The organism is Kitasatospora sp. NBC_00315 (assembly GCF_041435095.1).
Taxonomy (GTDB): domain Bacteria; phylum Actinomycetota; class Actinomycetes; order Streptomycetales; family Streptomycetaceae; genus Kitasatospora.
The window spans coordinates 2136003-2159166 of record NZ_CP108025.1 but is presented as its reverse complement, the minus strand read 5'-3'; the positions used below and the strand labels follow the sequence as shown (position 1 = coordinate 2159166).

The window sequence follows — 23164 nt, the reverse complement described above, 5'->3', positions numbered from 1 at the left end:
ACCGGGCCGTCCGCGCAGAAGATCTTTTCGGTCGGCTCGAAGAGCGCGTCGGGGCGGGGGTACGGACATTCGTAGAACTCGACTCGATAGCGGGGCAAAACACCCGGGGCCTCGACGGCAGGATCCCGGCGGAAAACCCCCCGGTGGCCGTTCCTTCACGCTCGGTGACCAGAGCCGCCCGAAAGGTGGAGAACGATCACCTGCCGTGTTCCCCGGAATAGGAGATCTCAGCAGGTCGGGTGATGTGCGAGCTCGAAATCCGAGCTGGGTGAGCGGGTCGGCCGAAAGGACGGCGGCATTGCGGCTCGTCGGTCGGGGCCCGGCCTGCGGTGTCCTCCGCCGGGGGCCGTTCGCGCGCCAGTCGGAGGCCCTGCATAGCGACTGAGCTGGCCGAACAGGATATTCAGCAGCCGCAGATTTCTTGGCGGCGGATCATGGTTGACGGCGTGCAGTCGATGACCTAACGTTTCGTTCGATCACGGTTGCGGGCTATCGGGGGGTGAATCCGACCATGATGATCGGGGAAAAGTGCGGGCTGTGCCTGTGTGAGCACGACGTAGGTTCAGCAACACGTTGTGCGTATGACCGGCCTTCGTTCGGCTATCCCTACTGAGCGGTGAAGCTCCGCTCCTCCTGGTATTGCCCGATCAGCATTCGACTTCGTGTTCCTGACGCCTGCCGCCCTCGGTGAGGTCCCTCGAAGGGGTTAGTCGGGAATCGGTGCTGCTCGCTTTTCTGCGTACCCATGCGCCGGTATTCGGGGATTCCCGTGGCGCAATTCCGGCTGTTCTTCGCCGGCTATGCCGCCACCGGGCCCACCCGCTGGCTCGACGCTCCTTTCGGGACGGACACCCATGACCGGATCGACCACGTTCAGCGAGACCTTCACTGTCACCGCCGACAACCCGCTGCTGCACGGGCACGTCGTCCACGGCCGCAGCCTCCTGCCCGGGGTCGGTTACGTGGACCTGGTCCTCCAGGTCCTCGCTCGGCACGGCCACCCCATGCAGGACGTGGAGTTACGCAACCTCACGATTCTTGCTCCGCTCGTCGTCGGGCCCGCGAAGCGCGTCCTGACCACCGTCGAGGGACGCGGTGGGCCGGACGGAGGCTGGCGTGTCGAGGTCCGCAGTCGACGCCCCGAGGACACGGTCGACGTCCTCCACGCCGTCGCGACCGTGCGCCGCTGTGCCCCCGCCACCTTCACCGAACGGCTTGAGCTGCCCGTCGACGGGGCCACCCGGCTGACCACGCTCGATGAGATCTACGGCTGGTGCCGCGAGTACGACCTGGTCCACTCCGGTCTGATGAAGATCGGCGGAGCGGTCCACCACCGAGCCGGCGACTGGATCGCCGAGGTGGAGCTCGCCCCCGAACACCGGGGAAGCGAAGGCGTGTTCCTCTTCCACCCGGCCCTGTTCGAGGCGGGCCTGCTCGGCGGTGGCGTTGCCATCGGCATGCTGTACGGCGACAACGACGGTCCCGGCCTCTACCTGCCCCTGATGTTCGAGCGGTTCCGCGCCACCGGACCGCTGGGGAACCGCTGCTACATCCGGGTCGCCGCCCACTCCGTCCGCCGGGACGAGGAACTCATCCGGCTCAGCGTGGAGTTCTACGACGCCACCGGTGCGAAGGTCGCCGAGGTGGGCCAGTTCGTGGCCAAGAGGGTCCGTGCCGCGGCCTCCCTCGACGTCCGCGCCGACGCCTCCACGATGGCGGCACCGACCGCCGCGGCAGCGACCCCTGTGGCAGTGACCCTCGCGCCACCGACCCCCGCGGCGCCGGTGCCGGCTGCCCCGGTCGGAGGAAGCGGCGTGCTGGAGGTGGTGCGAGAACTGGTGGCCACGCGGCTTGAGGTGACGCCGGATCAGGTGGATGTGGGGCTCGGCTACTACGAGTTGGGGCTTGCGTCGGCCGATCTGCTGTCGTTGGTCGCGGCGTTGGAGACGCGGCTGTCGGTGGAGCTTTCGCCGACGCTGATGTTCGAGCACCACACGGTCGCGGAGCTGGCGCTGTGGTTGGAGTCGCAGGTGCCCGCGCAGCTCCCGGTGACCGCCCCCACGGCTGGGACCCGGTCGGATCGGGCGACGATCCCCGTCGCCCCGGCCCCGGACGCCGTCGTCCTCGGGTCGCCCGTCGCCGGGAGCGAGGAGCCGTACTCCGCCCTGCACGCCGCCCTCGCCGACGAGGTGTCCGCGGTCCTTCGTGTCCCCGTCACCGAACTCCACCCCGACGCCGAGCTGGCCGAGTTCGGGCTGGACGTGGGGGGCCTGGCACGTCTGGCCGACCGGGTGAACGCGCGCCTCGGCCTGACCGTCCCGCTGACCGCCTTCCAGGAGCACCACACCCTGCGGGCCCTCGCGGAGCACCTGGGCCGTGAGCACCGCACCCCGGCCGCCCCCGACCGGCGGACACCGCCGGCGCAGCCCCCGCGGAGACCCCCGGCGCAGCCCGATCCGCTGCTCGACCGGGCCGTCACCCAGGACGGCGACGGGACGACCGACGACGACGCCGTCGGCCCGGAGTCCGTGCGCCCCGGCGACATCGCGATCATCGGCGTCAGCGGCCGCTACCCCGAGGCCGCCGACCTGGACGAGTTCTGGCAGAACCTGCGTTCGGGCCGGGACTGCATCCGGGAGGTGCCGGCCGATCGCTGGAACCGGCAGCGGTACGCGGATGCCGGAGCCGGCAGCTGGGGCGGATTCCTCGACGACATCGAGCGGTTCGACCCGCTGTTCTTCCACATCTCCCTGCTGGAGGCCGACCACCTCGACCCGCAGGAGCGCCTGTTCCTCCAGTGCGCCCACCACACCCTGGAGGACGCCGGGTACACCCCCGACCGCCTGTCACGCGATGCCAGGGTCGGCGTGTTCGTCGGCGTGATGTACCAGGAGTACCAGCTCCTCGGCGCCCAGGCGCAGGAACGCGGCCGGCCCGACGCGCTGTGGGGCAGCGCCGCCACGGTCGCGAACCGGGTCTCGTACTTCTACGACTTCCACGGCCCGAGCCTGGCCGTGGACACCATGTGTTCGTCCAGCCTCACCTCCATCCACCTCGCCTGCGAGGCCATCCGCAGCGGGCAGTGCGACACGGCACTCGCCGGCGGCGTCAATCTCACCCTGCACCCCAACAAGTACCTGGTGCTCGGGCAGCGCAGGTTCCTCTCCGGTGACGGCCGGTGCCGGAGCTTCGGTGAGGGCGGCGACGGCTACGTGCCCGGCGAGGGGGTCGGCGCCGTCCTGCTCAAGCCGCTGGAGCGGGCCATCGCCGACGGCGACCAGATCCACGGCGTCGTCAAGGGAACCGCCGTCAACCACGGCGGGCGCACCAGCGGTTACTCGGTGCCCACCCCGGTGGCGCAGGGCGAGGTCATCGCCGACGCACTCACCGCCGCCGGAGTCGACCCGCGCTCCCTGAGCTATCTCGAAGCGCACGGCACCGGTACGTCCCTCGGCGACCCCGTCGAGGTCGTCGGCCTGGAGCAGGCCTTCCGCCGCGCGGGCGGTGGCCCGGAGCGCCTCGCGATCGGCTCCGTGAAGTCCAACATCGGGCACTGCGAGAGCGCCTCCGGCATCGCCGGAGTCACCAAGGTGCTGCTCCAGATGCGGCACGGCGAACTCGTGCCGAGCCTGCACTCCGCGACCCTCAACCCGCACATCGACTTCGACCGCACCCCGTTGCGCGTGCAGCGCACGCTGGAGCCCTGGCACCGGCCCGTCGTGGACCGCGACGGTGAACGGCGCACCGTGCCGCGCGTCGCCGGCGTGTCCAGCTTCGGCGGCGGCGGCTCCAACGCCCACGTGGTCATCGCCGAGTACCGGCGGCCCGCCGCCCCCGCAGCCGCGCCGGCCGGCCCCGCGCTGTTCGTGCTCTCCGCCAAGAGCGAGGCCCAGCTGGTCGAGCAGGCCCGCCGCCTGCACGCCCGGCTTGCCGGGCTGACCGAGGCCGATCTCCCCGCCGTGGCCTGGACCCTGCAGACCGGACGTATGGCTCTGGAGGAGCGCCTCGCCTTCGCCGCGACCTCCCTCGCCGAGGCCCGGGAGCGGCTCGCCGCCTTCGCCACCGATCCTGCCGTGACCGGCTCCTGGGTCCGCGGCACCGTCCGCCCGGGCCGTCGCGCGGACGGTGACGCCGTGCGCTCCGCCCTGGCCGCCTGGACGCGGCAGGGTTCGCACCGGACGCTGCTGGCGCTGTGGGCCGACGGCGCCGTGGTGGAGTGGGAGCACGCCCGCCCCGTCGCAAGCCCCGTGCGCCGGATCAGCCTGCCCGGCTACCCCTTCGCCCGCGACCGCTGCTGGTTCGACCTCGACACCGAGGGCGCACCGCACCGTCGCGCGGCCGGAGACACCCCTGACGTCGTGCTGCTGCGGCCCGAGTGGACGGCGCGCGCCATCGCACCGGCCGTGCCCGGCGAGCCCTTCGCCGAACGGCACGTCGTGGTGCTCGGCCGGCTCACCGACGGCGACCGCGACGCCCTGCGGGCCGCCCTGCCCGCCGATACGACCTGTACCGTCCTCGGGCTCGCCGAGGGGTCGCCGGACCGCCGGTACACCGACGCGGCGCGCCGGCTGTTCACGCTGGTCCGCGAGCTCCTGGAGCGCGGCCCGCGGCGTCCCACCCTGCTGCAGGTCGTCTCCGTCGGCACCGCGGACCTCGCCGACGCGGCCTGTCTCACCGGTCTGGCGGGGTTGCTGCGCACGGCCCACCTGGAGAACCCGGGGCTGCACGCCCAGTACGTGGAGTGCCTGGACGGCGCCTCGCCCGCCACCGTCGCGGCCCGCCTCGCAGCCGAGGTGTCCGCCGACCCCGAGCCGGAGGTGCACCACCGGGAGGGCCGCCGCCTGGTGCGCCGGCTGGCCGAAACCACCGCCCGGCCCGCACCGACGCCCTGGCGGGAGGGCGCCGTCTACCTCGTCACCGGCGGCCTCGGCGGCCTCGGCCTGATCACGGCGCGGGACATCGCCGCCGGCGTCGGCCGCGCCACCGTGGTGCTCGCCGGGCGTTCCCCGCTGACCGGGGACCGGCGCGCCGAGCTGGACGCCCTGCGCGCCGCGGGGCTGACCGTCGACCACCAGCGTGTCGACGTCGCCGACCGGCACGCCCTCGCCGGCCTGCTGGCCCACATCGCCGACGAGCACGGCCCGCTGACCGGCGTGCTGCACGCCGCGGGCGTCGTCCACGACAACCTCGTCGTCCGCAAGAGCGCCGAGGAACTGGAGCGCGTCCTCGCCCCCAAGGTGGCCGGTCTGGTCCACCTCGACGAGTTGACGCGCGAGCAGCCGCTGGAGCTGTTCGTCTGCTTCTCCTCGATCGCCGGCGCCTTCGGCAACCCCGGCCAGAGCGACTACGCCGTCGCCAACGCGTTCATGGACGCCTACGCCGTCCACCGCAACCGGCTCGTCGACACGGGCCTGCGCAGCGGCCGTACCGTGTCCGTCGGATGGCCGCTGTGGGACGAGGGCGGCATGGGAGCGGACCACGCCGTCCGGGAGCAGCTGCGCGCCGCCGGGCTCGCCCCGCTCGACACCGAACGCGGCCTGGCCGCCCTGCGATGGGCGCTCACCGACGAGGACGTCCGCAGGGACGGCAGGCTGCTGGTCGTCGCGGGCCGGCGCGAGGCCCTGCCGGCCGAGCTGACGGACGGGTACACGCCGGCCCCGCCGGCCGAGCGCGTCCCCGCGACGCCGGCCCCGGTGAGCGGGACCCCGCTCGCCGACCCCGGCCCGGCCCCTGTCGCTGCCGACCCCGACCCCGACCCCGTCCCCGCCGCCGCCGACAGCACGGGCACCGCCGACAGCGCGGTGCCGGCGCTCGAGGAGCGCGCCGTCGCCCACCTGCGGCGGACGCTGGCGGCGGCCCTCAAGCTCGGTCCCGAGCGGCTGGACCCCGACACACCGCTGGAGCGCTACGGCATGGACTCGGTGCTCGGCGTGGCCATGGTCCAGCCGCTGGAGGAGAGCTTCGGCCCGCTGTCGCGGACGCTGCTGTTCGAGGTGCAGACCGTGCGCGCTCTCGCCCGCCACCTCGCCGCCGAGCACCCGCAGGCACTGCGCGCCCTCGTCGGCGAGCCCCCGCCCACCGCTGCCCCCGTACGGGCCGAGCCCGCCGCGACTGCCGCCCGGGCCCCGGAGCCCGAGAGCCCGCGCGCTGCGCAGGCCCCCGCACCCGTCCGGGTCGAGCAGCGCCATCGCAGCCAGGACATCGCCATCGTCGGCATCAGCGGCCGCTACCCGCACGCCGACGACCTGGAGGAGTTCTGGGCGGCGCTGCGCGAAGGCCGAGACTGCGTCTCCGAAGTGCCGGCCGATCGCTGGGACACCGGCGGCCGGGCCAGGTGGGGCGCGTTCCTCGACGGCATCGACCGGTTCGACCCGCTGCATTTCGGCATCTCACCCCGCCAGGCCGCCGCGATGGATCCGCAGCAGCGGCTGTTCCTGGAGACGGTGTGGCACCTGTTGGAGCAGGGCGGCGTCACCCAGGAGGTCGTCGAGCGGCGCTACCGGCGGCGCGTCGGGGTCTACGTCGGCGCCGCCTACCAGATGTACCGGGCGGACACCGCGCAGGACCCGACGCTCGCCGCGCTCACCTCGGCCGCCTCCTACAACCTCATCGCCAACCGCGTCTCCCACTTCTTCGGCCTGGAGGGTCCGAGCCTGGCGGTGGACAGCATGTGCACCTCGTCCGCCATGGCCGTGCACCTGGCCTGTGCCGACCTGCTGCGCGGCGAGTGCGAGCTGGCCGTGGCCGGAGGGGTCAACCTGACCACCCACCCCGACAAGTACCTGGCCCTCGACGAGATGCAACTGCTCGGCACCCACCCGGGGGCGCGCAGCTTCCGCGACGGCGACGGATACCTGCCCGCCGAGGCGGTCGGCGCCGTCCTGCTCAAGCCGATGGAGGCCGCCCTGCGCGACGGCGACACCGTGCACGCCGTCATCAAGAGCACCGCCTCGCTGCACAGCGGCCGCTCCAACGGTTTCATGACGCCGAGCCACCGCACCCAGGTCTCCGCCGTTCGGCGCGCCCTGGAGCGGGCCGACGTCGCGCCGGCCGACATCGGCTACGTCGAGGCCGCCGCCAACGGCACCACGTTCTTCGACGAGGTCGAACTGCGAGCCCTGCGCGAGGTGTTCGCCGACGTCCGCGGCACCGTCCCGGTCGGCACGGTGAAGTCCAACCTCGGCCACCCCGAGGCGGCCTCCGGCATCGCCCAGCTCACCAAGGTCGTCCTCCAGCTCCGGCACGGCCAGATCGCACCGCTGGTCGCCGTCGGCACCGCGAACCCCCGGCTGGAGCTGGACGGTTCACCGCTGCGGCTGTGCGACGGGCTCACCGACTGGCCGACGGACGGCGCCGCGGACACCGACGGCCCCTGGCAGCCCCGCCGCGCCCTCATCAACTGCGTGGCGGCGGGCGGCAGCCACGTCAGCATGGTCGTCGAGGCGCCGCCGGCCGCCGCGGCGCCGACGCCCGCCGCACCGGACACCGCGCCACAGGTGGTCGTCGTCTCCGCCCGGACCGAAGAGCGCCTCGCGACCGCGGTACGGCGGCTCCACGAGCACTTGGCGGACCTGCCCGACGACGGCACCGTGAGCCTCGCCGACCTCGCCCACACCACGCAGTCGGGCCGGGAACCGCTGCCCGAGCGGCTCGCCGTGGTGGTCACCGACCACGCCGAACTCGTCCGGGCGCTCGCCGAGCACCTCGCGGGGGGTCCGGTGTCCGCACCCCTGTACCGGGGCAACGCCGACGTCGGTCCGGATCCGCTGGCCTCCGTCCTGTCCGGCGCCCGCGGCGACGCCTTCCTCGCCGGGCTCGTCGGGGACCGCGCGCTGGAGGAACTGGCCGCGCTGTGGGTGCGCGGGGTCCGGGTGCCCTGGCACGCGCTGTCCACCGGGCAGCGCCGGATGGTGCCGCTGCCCGCCACCGCGTTCGAGGCGCGTCGCTACTGGATCTCCGGCGCCGCCCGGGCCGCCGCAGAGGAGGCGACGGTGGCGCCGCTCCTGCCCGCCGCCGCCGGCAGGGCGGATCACGCGAACCTCGGTTCGGCGGCCCCCGGCCTCCGGACGCGGGTGATGGACCGGGTACGCCACCATGTCGCGGGACTGCTGGGCTTCGACGTCGACGAGCTGAACGTCTCGGCCCCGCTCACCGCCCTGGGCATCGACTCGGCGACGGCCATGCGCACCCGAGGTCTGGTAGAGGCCGACTTCGGACGGGCGGTGCCGGTGGCGGCGCTGCTCGGCGGCGCGAGCGTCGCGGACATCGTGGACCGGATCCTCGACGGCGGGACCGGCGCGGAGGCCGGGGACCAGCCGGTGCCCGGGCGCGGCGGCCGCCACGAAGGGTACGAGCCGCTCGCCGTGCCGGACGCCGACGGGACCGTACGGTACCCGGCCACCCGTGACGTGATTCGACTGCTGCGCACGGAGCAGCAGGGCACCCCGGGAGTCACCCACAACATCGGCTGCGCCGTGAAGCTCGCCGCTTCGGTCGGCCGGGAACGGCTGGCCGGAGTACTGGGCGACCTCGCCGCCCGGCACGCCGCCCTGCGGACGGCGATCGTCGCGGACCCGGAGCACGGCCTGCGGCTGGAGGTCCGGCAGACCCTGCCAGGACCGCTGCTGCGCTGGTCCGTCGTCGACGAGGACACGGACGCGGACCGGCGACTGCGCGAGCTGCTGGAACCACCGTTCGAGCTGTCCGTGGCGCCGCTGTGGCGGTTCGAGCTGCTGGAGTACCCGTCGGGGAAGCAGGTCCTGCTCTACGGTGCGCACCACGCGGTGTCCGATCTCCCCTCGATGGCGCTGGTGCCGGCGGAGATCGGCGCGGAACTCACCGGGGAGCACCTGTCGTCCGCCAGCTCCCTGGACGATCTCGACGCTCTGATGCGGGCACAGCCGGCGCGGCAGGGGAGCGAGGACGAGGCGGCATCGGCGGCGCAGCCGCGCGAGTGGTTCTCCGGGATCCGCAGACTGGAACTGACCCTCGCGAAGCCCCGCCCGGCGGCACGGTCGTACCGTGCGGAGACCGAGGTCGTGGAGGTGCCTGACGGGCTCTCGGAGCGGGTCGCGGTCGAGGCACGACGGCTCGGGATCACCCCGGCCGCCTTCTGGCTGGGCACGCTGACCATGTTCCTCGCCCGGCTGCGGGAGCGCAGCCGGTTCGTGCTGGCGGTTCCGGTGGACACCCGGATGCACGCGGAGGCGCTCGACGCGGTCGGGTTCTTCGGCGTCCCGATACCGTTCCCCGCCGAGGCCGCCCCGCACGAGTCGGTGGCCGAGGTGTTGCGCCGGACCGACGAGCGTCTGGGCCTGCACCTCGAAAAGGGCGTCTCCTTCTCGGACACCATGTCCACGCTGGTGGCGGAGGGGCTCTACCGGGAGAACGCGCCCTTGGTCGAGGTCTACTTCAACTACCTTCCGCCGCGCGGCCTGAAACTGCCCGGGCTGGAGATGCTGCCCGCCGGCACCGGCCACTCCGACCTCGACCTGATGATCAGCGTGTCGCCGGATCTGGGGCACATGCGACTCGACTACAACCTGGACATCCTGGACGGCGCCAGCTGCGCCGGGTTCGGGCGCGACCTCCTCGACCTGATCGGCGAGGTGGCCGGCCGCGCGGGCGCGGGCACGGTGGGCGAGCTTTCGGTGCGTCGGGCGGCGGGGCCGGTGGCGTCGCCGTCGGGGGAGAGCGGGACGGTGCTGCTCACGCCTCAGCCGTTGCCCGTACCCGCGTCACGCTCGTCGGCGGCCGGATCCGTCGCGCTGGCGGCGACCTTTGCTCTGGGCGACCTCTCCGCGCTGCTCGGCCTCGCGCTCGAGGGCACCGGACTCACCGTCGCCGAAGGTCCGTATCACCAGGTCCTGGCCGCCCTGCACGACCCGACCGGCGTTCTCTGCGATCCGTCGGCCGCGGCAGCCCTCGTCCTGCTGCGTGCCGCCGACCTGGGGCGCTACGGCGAGATCGACGACGAGTTGCTGGCCGAACTGGGGGAGGAGTACCCGGCGGCCCTGCGCTCGCTGGCCGAACGCACGGGGAGGCCGGTGATCGTCTGCTTCCTGCCCGCCCACTCGACGCCGGAGCGGCTCCGGGAGTGGGAGGAGCAGGTGAGGTCCCGGCTCCGGGATCAGGCCGGCATCGCGGTACTGGGGCCGGAGAGCTTCGGCGGCGACGGTTTCGCCGACCCGTTCGACGCCGAGACGGAGGCGCTGGCGCACCTGCCGTTCCGGACGGAGTTCCAGGCCGCAGTGGCGGTCGCCCTCGCCGAACTCGTGCGGGCCTCCCGCCGCACCCCGCCCAAGGTGATCGCGGTGGACGGCGACGAGACCCTCTGGGACGGCATCGCGGGAGAGGACGGGCCGGAGCACGTCGGCCTCACGGGGGCCCGTGCCCGGCTCGCCCGCCGACTGCTGCAGTGGCGCGCCGCAGGTGCTCTGCTGGTGCTGGTCTCCAACAACGACGAGGCCACCGTACGTGCCGTGTTCGACCGGTCGGACAGTCTGCTCCGTGCCGAGCACTTCAGCGTGATCGCCGCCGGTTGGACACCGAAGCCCGTACGCCTCAAGGCCGTTGCGGAGGATCTCGGGCTCGGCCTGGACACGTTCATGTTCCTCGACGACAACCCGGCCGACATCGCCAGGATGCGGGCGGCCCTGCCCGAGGTGCTCTGCGTGACCTGCCCGCCGAGAGAGGGTCTGCCGGACTTCCTGACCAGGCTCTGGCCGGTCGCCCCACGCGCGGCGACCCGGGAGGACGCCGCGCGGGCGGACTTCTACCGACAGGACAAGGTGCGCGAGGAAGAGCGTTCCCGGACCAGCTTCGCCGACTTCCTGGAGCGGCTGAACCTGGAAACGGACTTTCAGCCTCTCGGCGCCGACACGATGGAACGTTCTGTCCAACTGGCCCGACGCACGAGTCAGTTCAATCTCCGACCGGTAGCGGTGGGCGAGGCGGAGCTGACGCGCTGGCGGCAGGACGGCGAGGTGTGGACCGTACGGGCGCGGGACAGGTTCGGTGACTACGGGCAGATCGCCGTGGTCGTGATCCGTCCCGACGGCGAGACGCTCGACGTCGTGGGCTGGATGATGAGCTGCCGGGTGCTCGGCCGCGGTGCCGAGGAACGCGTGCTCGGCTGGCTGGCAGACCGAGCCGAAGCCCTGGGCTGCCCGGCCGTGCGGATGACCGCCGAGCACACCCCCCGCAATGTCCCCGTCCGCCGGCTGGTGGCCGCCCTGGGCGGCGGGGACCCAGAGGCACCGCGCCTGGAGGCGCTGGTCCCCGTGGACCGGCTCCGGGACTTCCGCTCGTGGGACGCCACAACAGACGAAACCGTGGAGGCAACCGCATGACACCCGGCCCTGATACCGGTAGCGACGTACCGGCCCGAAATCACCGGTTGGACCGGCAGTACGAGGGGGAACTGATCGAAAGCGCTCCGAGCGCGTCCGCCGCGATCGCCGGCCTGCTGGCGCGTTTTCAGCCGGCGGCCCCGCAGCCGGTGACCGTCGCCGACGACGGGCAGGGCCCGGCCGACGGCACACCGGCCTGGGGGCTCGACCAACTCGCCAGGGCGATCGTCCTGAAGGCAGCCGCGCTGCTGGGCGGCAAGGCGATCGACGCCGAGACCGATCTCTTCGACGCCGGTGCCACCTCGGTGGACGCCGTCCGACTCGTCGCCGTGCTCGACCGTGACCTCCAGGTCAGACTCAGCCTGGACGACGTCTTCGCCGACGCCAGGCCCCGGCGCCTCGCCCAACGCTGGCTGGGCAGTGCGACGAAACGCACCCGGCCCGAGGCGCCGGTGACCACCGCGGTCCCCGGGCTCCCGGTTGCCCCCGCGCCGTCCGTGACGGCGACGGCGCCCCGGGGCACCGACCTCGCGGCGTCCGTCACCACGCCGGCGCCCCGGGGCACCGACCTCGTGCCGGTCGCTCCCGCCGCGCCGGCCGGGACGCTCCCGGTGCTCGGCGACCAGGCCGAGGACCTCGCCCTCATCATGGCCGACCTCGCACGTACGGACCTGCTTCCCTGGTGCGGCGACCCGGAGCCGGTCGCGCCCCGTCGCCTCCTGCTGACCGGCACCACCGGCTTCCTGGGCGGCCACATGCTGCTCGACCTGCTGCGGCACAGTGACGCGCACGTCGTCTGCCTGGTGCGCGGGGACACCGTGCAGGACGCGGAGCGACGCCTCGCCGAGAGTCTCGCGAGCTTCTCCCTCCCGTGGTCGGCCGAGATCCGACGCCGGGTCACGGTCCTCCCCGGGGACCTGCGCCAGCCCCGGCTCGGCCTGACGGACGAACAGTGGGACCTGCTGACCGACGAGATCGACTCGGTCGTCAGCGTGGGGGCGGCCGTGGACTTCCTGCGCGGCTACCCGTCGCTGCGCCGGACCAACGTCCTCGGCGTGCTGTCCCTCGCCGAACTGGCGATGACCGGACGGCCCAAACCGCTGCACCACATCTCCTCGATCGCCGTGTTCAACGAGATCGGCATCGCCTCGATGGGCGAGGACGATCCGGTGGCACATCTGGACCGGCTGGCGGCGGGGTACGACAAGACGAAGTGGGTGGCCGAGGCAGCGCTCAGGCGTGCCCGCGACCGTGGCCTGAAGGTCACACTGCTGCGCCCGGGCGGCATCGTCGGCCACACCCGTACCGGTGCCTACAACCCGCACGACATCAACACGGGCCTCTTCTCCGCCATCTCCCGTTACCGGGTCGCGCCCAGGATCAACTATGCGAACTCCGCCCCGGTGGACTGGGTGAGCCGGGTCGCGACCGCTGTGATCTGCGAGCCGAGCGGCTGGGGCCAGAACTACCACCTCACGGGACGGCCGGACACGCTCACCGAGATGGTCCGCGATCAGGAACTCGGCGGCCTGAACGTCCAGGTGATGGCGTGGGACGTCTGGCTCGAGGACTTCCTGGCCCGCTCCGAGACCGATCCCGTCCCCGAACTGGAGTTCATGGCACGGGTGCTGCGCAGCCCCGCCGGCCAGAAGATCGTCGAGGCGAGTGTCACAGCCCCGATGGCGACGGGGGAGCGGACCGAGGCGTTCGTCGCCCGGCACAAACTGCCGCCGCCTGCTCGCGTCGACGCGCAGGCCCGGCTGAAGAGCTACGAGCGGATGGCCCGCGACGGCCTGGTGATCCTGCCCAGTCGTGACGACCCACCGCACCTGTGGTTCCGGGAGACGATGCGGGGCAAGGCGGGCCCGGTCGGTGCCAAGCCCGACACCCAGTGCTCCTTCGCGCTGACCCTGTCGATCGCCAGCATGTACCAACTCGTGCAGCACCGCACCATCGACGTGCGCGGCACGGTCTCCTGTCCCCTGCTGCACCCGGCTCCGCTGACCGTGGAGGACGGCGAGATCGTGGTCCGTCCCCAGGAGGGAGTGCCCCACAGCCACGGCCTGGACCACCCCCTGCTCCGCTACCACCTGGCCCTGCGCGATTCCGACGGCAACGGCTGGTGGCTGGAGGGCTGGAAGACGGCCCGGGCCCGCCTCGACTACTTGAAGCAGGCCCGAACGCTCACCATCCGCGCCGGCCGCGAGGGGGAACCGGCGAGCCTGGCCGGAACGATGAAGGTGCCCAAGAAATCCTACAAGCGAGACCAGATAGACGGGATCCGGGTCAATCCCACGCTGTCGATGCGGGAGCAGCGGATCGCCAAGCTGACCTGGCTGGCCTGGTTCAGCGCGCAGCTGGGCCAGGGCCTGCTGGAGCCCACGCTGCGCGCCGGCGCCGAACTGCTCGACATGCGCCCGGACGCCATCGACCGGGACAAGGACAGGTACCAGACCAAACTCGCGAAGTGGGAAAAGGACAGGAAGCAACTTCGATGACACCACGACCGCTCTACGCCCCGACGGACCGTTTCACCGTTGAGCAGATCCCGTTCCACGCGTCCGACGGCACCGAGCTCGGCCTGTGCCGGCTGATCGCCAAGGACGCCGTAGATCAGAACGGCAGCGGCCGTCCCGCCGTCCTGCTCCTGCACGGGCTCACGGCTTCGGCGGACATGTTCGTCCTCCCCGAGACCCGCAACCTCGTGGACGTCCTGCTCAGCGCGGGCTACGAACCGTGGCTGCTGGACTGGCGGGGCAGTTGCCGCCTGCCGTACAACGAGGGCCGGGTCCGGTACACCTTCGACGACGTGGCGCTCTACGACATCCCGGACGCGGTGTCGTACATCCGCGACCGGATCGGCCCGCGCCGGCTGTTCGTGGTCGCCCACTGCCTCGGCGCCCTCTCGCTGTCGCTGAGCATGACGGGCGGCCTGGTGCCGGGTCTCGCCGGAGTGGTGGCCCAGGGGGTGTTCATGACGCCGAAGTACTCCGGGAGGTCCCGACTGCTCGGGCACCTCGGCGGTGAGTGGGGCCGCTCCCGCTGGACCCACCTCCCGGTCGACTTCACCAAGGTGGGCTTCCGCTCGCGCTACACGCCGATGTTCGCGCTGGCCTCCCTCTCGGCCGGCGAGTGCGACGACCCCACCTGCCACATCCTGCACAACTCCGCCTGGGGTACCGGTGCGTCACTCTACGTGCACGAGAACCTGCACGTGACGACCCACAAGCGGCTTGCCGAACTGTTCGGTTCCGCGCCCACCTGGATAGGGCCGCACCTGCGGCGCATGGAACTGGCCCACACGGCGATGCCCTGGAACTCGGCCGACCAGGGCTACGGCCGACTGCCGGAGAACGCCGTGGACAGCGCCGACCGCATCGACTGCCCCGTGCTGCTGCTCGCCGGCAGTGACAACAAGATCTTCCAGGACTCCAACGAGCTCTGCTACGACGTCCTGTCCAGCCGCTACCCGGAGCTCGACCTCCGGTACATCGAGATTCCGGGCTACGGCCACGTCGACCCGTTCATCGGTCGCGGTGCCGCGCTTGACGTGTTCGGCCACATCATCGACTTCCTCGACGAGAGATCCGCCGCGTCGCTCTGAGGTCTTGAAGATCATCGCCTTCGATCCTCCAAGAGGGTCCGCCGACTCCGTCGGCGGGCCCTCTTCGCCTGTCGGGACGGTCGGAGCCGGTGGACCCGACCGCGTGCCGTCGTTGGCGCCGCTGCTCGTCAGGATCTTCAGGCCGGTTCCGTCGGGCTTGATGGCGCAGACGTCGAAGTTGGTCGGGCTCGTCCTCCGTTCCGGAGGAGGCGGCTCTGTACGACGACACCTTCCAGCCCTACGGCCGGATCTTCAGCATGAACGCGGACGGCTCCGACAAGAAGACGCTGACTGCCGGCGCGGTGGTCAGCGGCTCCGGCGTGCGCCCGAGTCCTCGCGGCCGTCGGTGCGTCAGACCCGGCGGATGGTGTTGATCGGCATGGCGTCGGCCTTCATCACCTTCACCACGTCACCGGTGTGCGGTGCGTGCACGACCATCCCGTCGCCGATGTACATCCCGACGTGGTGCCGGTCGCTGCCGTAGATCACGAGGTCCCCGGGCTGCGCCTCGGCCAGCGAGGGCACCCGGGTGCCGACGTTGCCCTGCTCCTGGGAGGTGCGCGGCAGCGAGACGTTGGCCTGGCGGTAGGCCCACACCATCAGGCCGGAGCAGTCGAACTGGTTGGGGCCGACGGAGCTCCAGTGGTACGGCGAACCCTGCTTGCTCATCGCCATGGCGACCGCGACCCCCGCGTAGCCGCCGGCCTGCGGCAGCGTGGAGAGGTCGACCCGGACGGAGTCGCGCGAGGCGCGGCCGTCCCCCTGGGTGATCGAGGCCCGGTCGGCCGCGCTGAGCGAGTTCAGCAGCGTGGTCGCCTCCTGGAGCTTCTTGTTGACGTCGGCCTTGGACTGGTTCAGGTCCTTGGTGGTCTCGTCCAGCGAGGCGAGGACGGCGGCGGCCTCGGTCTTCTGCTGGTCCAGCCGGCGCTGCTGGTCCTGGAGGCTCTTGAGCGCGTCCGTCTGACTGGAGGTGGCCTGCTGGACACTGGCCGCCTGCTGCAGGTAGCTGGACGGGTCGGAGGTGAGCATCAGCTGGACCGTGGGGTCGATCCCGCCGGTGCGGTACTGCTCGCCGGCGACCTCGGCCAGACCGGCCTGAAGGTGCGTCATCTGATCCTGGCCACGCGCCACCTGGTCCTGCAGCTGGTCCGCCTGCTTGCGCAGCTGCTCCGACCGCTCCTTGGCGCCGTTGTAGCGCTCGGCGGCCTGCTCCTGCTCCGTGTTGAGCTGGTCGACCTGCGCCTTGACGTCCTCCTTCTTGGGCGCCGGCGCGGCGTGGGCACTCATCTGGGCGGAGAGGGCGACCGTGGTCGCCGCCGCAGCGGTCAGCACGGACACCCGTGCGCGGCTCGGCTGCCTAGGACGGCGGTGGGAGGCCAAAGGATCCGCTCCTTCTTCCTGCGGGCTCACTCGAACGAGTGAGTATCCGGAAAATAGGTTTGACGCCAAACCATAGTGAAGATCAGTGCTCTCCACCACTCCCGCAGGACCGTGAACGTGTCGTCCCGATGGGCGGTTCACGCGATCCACACACCTGCGTCACCGAAAGGCTGACTCGCTGTCAGTCGCCCTCGGCGGTCTCTGACGGTCCGTGGAGTGCCCGGCCATCGTCCCGCTCGGCAGCCGTCGGGGAGTCCGGTCTCACTGGCCTCGCCAGACGTTGTCGAAGGCCGCCTCCTCGATGGCTCGCCGCTGCCGTACGGCGTCCAGCTCCACCACCGCGTCGCCGACGGCGGCGAGCACGGTCACGACCGCGTCGTCGACGCCCGGCAGATCCCCGGCCGGTCCGTGATGGATCCCGACGGCTGCCGCGAGGGCGGTCAGGACGGGATCGCCCGACGCCCAGCGGTCGGCCGCGTGGCGGCGGGCGGCGGAGTCGACGAGTGCGGTCCGGCCGGTCGGGACGGGAATCCACCGGCCTCGTTGCCGCGCGAGGTGCCCCTCCGCCTCCAGCGCGGCCAGATAGGCGCTGGACAGGCCCCGGCCCCGGCGCCAGAGCCAGTCCTCCACCGATTCGGGGGGTGACTGTCGCAGGAGCGACGACGCGGCCTCGTCCAACAGGCGGTCGGGCAGGGTCCACCGGCCGCTCGGCAGGATGAGCTCTGCCTCCAGGGTGAGGGCCCCGGCGCCGATGAGGTCGATCACCTCGGCTCCGGCGAGGGCCAGGGACAGATCGCCCTGCTCCACCGGACGGTGGGACGGCGCGTCCATGGAGACGATCAACAGGTCCCGCGGTGTGGTCATGGACGGCTCCGCATCAGAGGCATCGGCGGCGGTCCGGCGCCGAGCGTCCGGCCCGGCTCCGGCGCGGCGGCGGTGAGGTGGCCGGGGAGCGGTGGCCGGGGGAGCGGACCCCGGGTACGTGGCCGACTGTAACGCGGCCGCGCGAGGGGCGGGGCCGTCCCGGTCGGACCGCCCATGGCGGAAACCAGTCGGGCCGGGGGGTCGAGTGGACGGCCGCGGCCCGCCGTGGCGCAGACTGGGCCCGATCGCTCGACCGACCGAAGGACGGTTTTCGTGGCTGACAGGCCTTTGACACTGATGGCAGTACACGCCCACCCGGACGACGAGGCCACCGGAACGGGGGGCGTGCTCGCGCGCTGTGCGGCGGAGGGCATTCGCACGGTGCTCGTCACCTGTACCGACGGCGGCTGCGGTGACGGTCCGGGGGGAGTCAAGCCGGGCGACCCCGGACACGACCCGGCCGCCGTGGCCGCGATGCGCCGCAAGGAACTCGAAGCGAGCTGTGAGGTTCTGGGGATCAGCCACCTCGAACTGCTCGGGTACGCCGACTCCGGCATGGCGGGCTGGCCGGCCAACGAGGCGCCCGGATCGTTCTGGAGCACGCCCGTGGAGGAGGCGGCCGCCCGGCTGGCCGACCTGATGCACCGCTATCAGCCCGACGTGGTCGTGACCTACGACGAGAACGGCTTCTACGGCCACCCCGACCACATCCAGGCGAACCGGATCACGACGGCGGCGCTGCCCCTGACCGGGATGACCCCGAAGGTCTACTGGACGACGGCGCCGCGTTCGATGATGCAGGAGTTCGGGCGGGTCATGCGCGAGTTCGGCGCGGACTGGGACGAGCCGGAGCCGTCCGGGGACGCGGCGGAGCGGTCGGGGGACGCGGCGGAGCCGGCCGGGAACGCAGGGCCGCCCGACATCGGACTCCCCGACGAGGAGATCACCACCTGGGTGGACACCACGGCCTACGCCGGCCAGAAGTTCGACGCGCTCCTCGCGCACGCCAGCCAGAGCGAGAACATCTTCTTCCTGCGGATGGGCAAGGAGAGGTTCGCGAAACTGATGGGCGTGGAGACGTTCGTCCGGGTCCACGACACCACCGGTGCGGCCCTGCCGGAGAACGACCTCTTCGCCGGACTGCGCTGACGCCTCCCTCGCCCCGCGGGAGCGGGGGCCCGACCGGACCGGATCACGGACGCGGCCGCCGCCCCCGAGCACTCCGGGGCGACGGGCCGGGCCCCGGACGGGGATCAGGGCCCGGACACGCCCCGGGGGCGTCCGACGGAGGATCGAGGCGAAGCCGGGGCGGGAGGGGCGGCCCGCTCTCCGAAGGTCAGCTCGCGGCCTCCGTCTGCTTCGGGGCGGAGGTCGCGGGGGCGGGAGCCGGCTGCTCCTGCTTGTTCTTGTCCCGGAGCGACAGGGCCACCAGGAGCGCGATCACGAAGAACGGCAGCGCCCGGCGGAACATGCCCTGAGTGGCACTGGCCACCGCATCGACGTACGCGCCGCGGGCGGCGTCAGACAGTCCCTGGAGGGCGCCCGAGCCGAGCCGGCCGCCGTTGCTGTGCACGGCGGCCAGATCGGCGGCGGAGAGCTCGGGGTCGAGCGAGGTGTGCAGCCGGCTGGTGAAGACGGCCGCGAAGAGCGACCCCCCGAAGGAGCCGCCGACCGAGCGGAAGAAGGTCAGGGTGCCGCTGGCGACGCCCATGTCCTTGAGTTCGACGCTGTTCTGGGTGACGACCATGACGTTCTGGAACACCAGGCCCAGGCCGAGCCCGAAGATCACCATGTAGAGCGAGGAGATGACGGAGTCGGTGTCGACGTCCAGCAGCGAGAGCAGGAACGAACCGATGCTGAGCAGTGCTCCACCGGCCGTCAGGACGGCCTTGTGACGGCCACTGCTGCTCATCAGCCGTCCGCTGTACATCGAGGCGACCAGCATGCCGCCGAGCACCGGCAGCAGCAGGCCGCTGCTGGTGGCCGAGAGGTTCCGCACGCTCTGCTCTCAGGATGAGAACGACGGGCGCCTCCGGCCGCCCCTAAGCGGGTGCAGCGACCCGGTTGGTGAAAATACGGGGCCGCCGCCCCGCTTGTCAACGGGTCGCTCTCGGTCGTCCGGTCCTTATGTCCGAGGGGGGCCATGGGTGTACGTCGTGTCGTCGACCGCCCCGATCCCTCCCGGTACGGGCCGTGGGCCGCGCCTACAATCGACCGCGTGCACCGCCGAGCGGGTCGGCGGGACGCACCGCGATGAGGGGGAGGCTGTTGTCATGGCTGTCGGCAGGCACGCGGCGACGGTCGCGGAATCGACCATCCCGTACGCGCCGCCACCGCCCAAGCCCCTGCGTGCCGACGCGCGGCGCAACCGGGACAAGATCCTTGCGGCGGCACTGGCGTCCTTCGCGGTCGAGGGCCACTCCGTCGCACTCGACGAGATCGCCCGCCGCGCCGGCGTGGGCGCAGGGACGGTGCACCGTCACTTCCCCACCAAGGAATCCCTGTTCGAGGCCGTCGTCGTCACCCGCATCCAGCGGCTCACCGAGAAGGCACGCACCCCGGCCGAGGACGATGATCCGGTCGGCGTCCTGTTCGGTTTCCTCTTCGACGTCCTCGACGAAGGCGCGGCCAAGAAGGACCTGGTGGACGCGCTGATCGGCGCCGGTGTCGACGTCACCGCCGTGACCGCACCGGCCACCACGGGGCTGCACCGGGTCCTCGGCGACATGCTCGAACGTGCCCAGCAGGCCGGCGTCCGCCGCGACATCGGCGTCACCGACCTGATGGCGTTGGTGGCCGCCACACTCATCTCCGCCCAACGAGGCGGCTCTGACCACGAGGTGTCCCGGCGCGTCCTCACGGTCTTCTGCGACGGTCTTCGCGTCGGCGGTGAGGACCACCCGGCCTGAGTCGGCGGCGGGACCGCGACGGTGCCCGGACCGGACCGGGCACCGGACCGGGTGGGCCGGGACCGGGAGCGGTGGGGCGGTCGCCGGCGGGCCTCCTGACGGGAGGCGACACCGGAGGAGTCCGGTGGGGAGGGGCGGTCAGCCCGGCCCATCGCGCGCCCACTCTGAGGAGGCCGTCGCGCAGCACCTCACCCGGGCCCGTCGGACACCGCCGGTCGACCGGCGGTCAACTGGCGGTCAACCGGCGCGCCGGACTCCCCGCGGCACCGCACGACCGCGCCGTCGACCCGGCGCGAGCGCCCCTGTCACAGGAACCGCTCCAGGGCGTCACCGATCCGGCCGGCTACCCCGGCGCGGTGGTCCTCCAGGTAGAAGTGGCCGCCCTCGAAGACCTCGAAGTCGAAGGCGCCGGTGGTGTGGTCCTCCCATCGCCGTGCCTCCGCGACGGTGACCCGGGGATCCGCGTCGCCGGTCAGCACGGTCACCGGGCAGCCGACCGTCGCGTCCGGCGGGCACCGGTACGTCTCGATGGCCCGGTAGTCGCTGCGCACCGGCGGCAGGACCAGGTCGCGCAGCTCGGGGTCGGCGAGCAGCTCGGGAGCTGTGCCGCCCAGCGTGCCCAGTTCGGCGATCAGCCCGTCGTCGTCCCGCAGGTGCACGTACTCGGCCCGGAACTCTCCCGGCGAGCGCCGCCCGGAGACGAAGAGATGGGCGACCGGACGGCCGGAGTCTCGCTCCAGGCGGCGCGCGGTCTCGAAGGCGACCGCCGCGCCCATGCTGTGGCCGAACAGGGCCAGCGGCTCGTCCGGGTGCTGTCGGCGCAACACCTCGGCCGTCCGGTCGGCCAGCGTCCCGATGTCGTCGATGCAGGGCTCCGCCCGGCGGTCCTGTCGCCCCGGGTACTGCACCGCGAGCAGCTCCACCCCCGCCGGGAGGAGCCGCGTCAGCGGGAACCAGAAGCTCGCCGCACCTCCCGCGTGCGGAAAGCAGACCAGGCGGATCCCGGCGCCCGGGACCGGGTTGAACGCCCTGATCCAGCTGTCGTAGTCGTGCGCGGCTGTGGTCATGGTTTCCCCCGGTTGATTGCGGCACTCGGCAGGCTACCGCCAGGCGGTTGCCGGCGGCGACCGCCGATCGACGACCTGAACGGGCATCGAGCTCCCGGGAACTGACGCGGCGAAGCTCGGTCGCGTCGCGGCACCGTCGCCGCCTCGGCCCCGCGTCTCGCGGGCGCCGGTGCCGGCGCCGGTACCGTGCATCCGCCCCGGGCCCGTCACTCGGGCGGGTCCGGTGGCGCCAGGACCGGAGGCTCACCCCACGCGGCCGGCCCGGGCCTCCAGGTGGCGTCGCTCGGCGATGCTCGCCGTGGCCTTCGCCGCGCGCCGGTAGTGCTCGTACGCGCCGGCCGTGTCGCCGGTCGCCTCCAGCAGATGTGCCCGGACGGAGAGCAGCCGGTGGTGCCCGGCCAACCGCTCGTCCCCGTCCAGGGTGGCGAGCAGGGCGAGGCCGGCCGCGGGGCCCTCGGTCTCGGCCAGCGCGATGGCCCGGTTGAGGGTCACCATCGGGTTGGGCGCGATGCGCTCCAGGATCAGGTAGAGGGCGTGCACCTGCCGCCAGTCGGTCTGCTCGGCCGTGGCCGCGTCGGCGTGCGTGGCGGCGATGGCGGCCTGCAGCTGGTAGGGCCCCAGTTCCGGGCCCGCCAGCGACGCCCTGATCAGCGCCGTGCCCTCGGCGATCAGCCCGCGGTCCCACTGCGCGCGGTCCTGCTCGGCCAGTGGCACCAGGTCGCCGGCCGCCGTCGTCCGCGCGTCCCGGCGGGCGTGGGTCAACAGCATCAGCGCGAGCAGGCCGCTCACCTCGCCGTCCTCGGGCAGCTGCGTGTGCACCGTCCTGGCCAGCCGGATCGCCTCGTGCGCGAGGTCGGAGCGCTGCAGCTCGCCGCCCGAGGAGGCGGTGTAGCCCTCGTTGAAGATCAGGTAGAGCACGTGCAGGACGACCCGCAGCCGCTCCTCGCGCTCCGCGCCCCGCGGCAGGGCGAACGAGCTGCCGGCCGCCCTGATGCGCTGCTTGGCCCGGCTGATCCTGGCCGCCATCGTGGCCTCCGGCACCAGGAAGGCGCGGGCGATCTCGGCGGTGGTCAGGCCGCCGACCGCCCGCAGCGTCAGGGCGGTCTGGGAGGCCGCGGTCAGGGTCGGATGGCAGCACAGGAACAGCAGGGCGAGCGTGTCGTCGGTGTCCGGTACGCCCTCGGGCACCAGCTCCTCGGCCGTCAGCGACTCCCGCTCGCGGCGGGCTCGGTCGCTGCGCATCCGGTCGATGAGCCGCCGGGACGCGACGGTGACCAACCAGCCCCGCGGGTTGTCCGGCACTCCCTCGGCCGGCCACTGCAGGGTGGCGGCGAGGACGGCCTCCTGCACGGCGTCCTCACACCCTTCGAACCGGGCGTACCGGCGTACCAACGTGCCGAGGACCTGCGGCGTGAGCCCACGCAGCAGGTCCTCGAACGCGGGTGCCGTCATGCCTCCAGCGGGTGCTGTCATGCCTCCAATTGTCCGTCGGCGAACATCACCTGCCGCACCTCGACACCCAGACCCGTGATCGCGGCGTCCGGGATCCGCGCCGCCAGCTCGATCGCCCGCTCCCTGTCCTCGCAGTCGATCAGGTAGAAGCCGCCCAGGTACTCCTTGGACTCCAGGAAGGGCCCGTCGGTCACCACCGGCCGGCCGTTGCGCACGGACACCACGGCGGCCTGCGACGGATCGACCAGCGCCTGGGTGGTGATCAGCTCGCCCGACTTCTTCACCTCCTCGATGAACGCGCCGTGGCCCTGGCCGATCGCCGCCTTCTCCTCGTCGGTCAGTGCGTCCAGCACGGCCGGGTTGATGTGCAGGCTGATCAGGAACTGCATCGTGTGCTCCTCGTGCTTCGCGAGCCCCGGCGGGACCCTTCGACCCTTGGTCGGAGCCGCCTCCGCCGTCTTGACATCCCTGCCGACACGTTCGCACGGGTTTTTCGCCGTCGCACCGCACCGCACCGCACCGCATCGCTGCGCCTTC

General features: G+C 72.5%; 11 protein-coding genes. 5 read left to right on the top strand and 6 right to left on the bottom strand.

Features of this window, described 5'->3' with window-relative positions:
* The first annotated feature begins 800 nt into the window (after positions 1-800).
* Genes OG823_RS08545 through OG823_RS08535 form a run of 3 tightly spaced genes read left to right on the top strand, consistent with a single transcriptional unit; the run spans position 801 to position 14955 of the window.
* A complete protein-coding gene (locus OG823_RS08545) occupies positions 801-11351 on the top strand; it encodes an HAD-IIIC family phosphatase (protein WP_371478852.1) in 10551 nt (3516 codons plus the stop codon).
* A 47-nt stretch (positions 11352-11398) separates the two neighbouring features.
* Positions 11399-13849, top strand: coding sequence for a thioester reductase domain-containing protein (locus OG823_RS08540; protein WP_371478851.1), 2451 nt, complete (start codon positions 11399-11401; stop codon positions 13847-13849).
* On the top strand, positions 13846-14955 hold the full coding sequence (locus OG823_RS08535; RefSeq protein ID WP_371478849.1) for an alpha/beta fold hydrolase: 1110 nt from the start codon (positions 13846-13848) through the stop codon (positions 14953-14955). Before OG823_RS08540 ends, OG823_RS08535 begins: the two co-directional genes overlap by 4 nt.
* 351 nt (positions 14956-15306) lie before the next feature.
* Here the strand turns inward: OG823_RS08535 and OG823_RS08530 are convergent, their stop codons facing one another.
* Positions 15307-16293 carry an NlpC/P60 family protein gene (locus tag OG823_RS08530; RefSeq protein WP_371478848.1) on the bottom strand — a complete coding sequence of 329 codons (987 nt, stop codon included), beginning with the start codon at positions 16291-16293 and terminating at the stop codon, positions 15307-15309.
* A gap of 303 nt (positions 16294-16596) precedes the next feature.
* Entirely contained in the window at positions 16597-17199 is a 603-nt protein-coding gene (locus OG823_RS08525) for a GPP34 family phosphoprotein (protein WP_371478847.1), read from the bottom strand.
* A 273-nt stretch (positions 17200-17472) separates the two neighbouring features.
* Here OG823_RS08525 and OG823_RS08520 point away from each other — a divergent pair, with 273 nt between their 5' ends.
* Positions 17473-18348, top strand: a complete 876-nt coding sequence (locus OG823_RS08520) for a PIG-L family deacetylase (protein WP_371478846.1) — start codon at positions 17473-17475, stop codon at positions 18346-18348.
* Between the two features lie 187 nt (positions 18349-18535).
* On the opposite strand, the gene OG823_RS08515 is transcribed toward OG823_RS08520, so the two are convergent.
* Positions 18536-19198 (bottom strand): MFS transporter, encoded by a 663-nt coding sequence (locus OG823_RS08515; RefSeq protein WP_371478845.1) that lies wholly within the window; start codon positions 19196-19198, stop codon positions 18536-18538.
* Positions 19199-19472: 274 nt separating this feature from the next.
* On the opposite strand from OG823_RS08515, the gene OG823_RS08510 reads away from it, so the two are divergent.
* A complete protein-coding gene (locus tag OG823_RS08510) occupies positions 19473-20108 on the top strand; it encodes a TetR/AcrR family transcriptional regulator (protein WP_371478843.1) in 636 nt (211 codons plus the stop codon).
* Between the two features lie 305 nt (positions 20109-20413).
* On the opposite strand, the gene OG823_RS08505 is transcribed toward OG823_RS08510, so the two are convergent.
* The 3 genes from OG823_RS08505 to OG823_RS08495 all read right to left on the bottom strand — a co-directional run bounded on the left by OG823_RS08505 (position 20414) and on the right by OG823_RS08495 (position 23016).
* Complete coding sequence (locus OG823_RS08505) at positions 20414-21175, bottom strand: thioesterase II family protein (protein ID WP_371478842.1); 762 nt, start codon at positions 21173-21175, stop codon at positions 20414-20416.
* 243 nt (positions 21176-21418) lie between these two features.
* On the bottom strand, positions 21419-22627 hold the full coding sequence (locus OG823_RS08500) for an RNA polymerase sigma factor (protein WP_371484357.1): 1209 nt from the start codon (positions 22625-22627) through the stop codon (positions 21419-21421).
* A gap of 17 nt (positions 22628-22644) precedes the next feature.
* Positions 22645-23016, bottom strand: coding sequence for a YciI family protein (locus tag OG823_RS08495; protein WP_371478840.1), 372 nt, complete (start codon positions 23014-23016; stop codon positions 22645-22647).
* Positions 23017-23164: the final 148 nt, after the last annotated feature.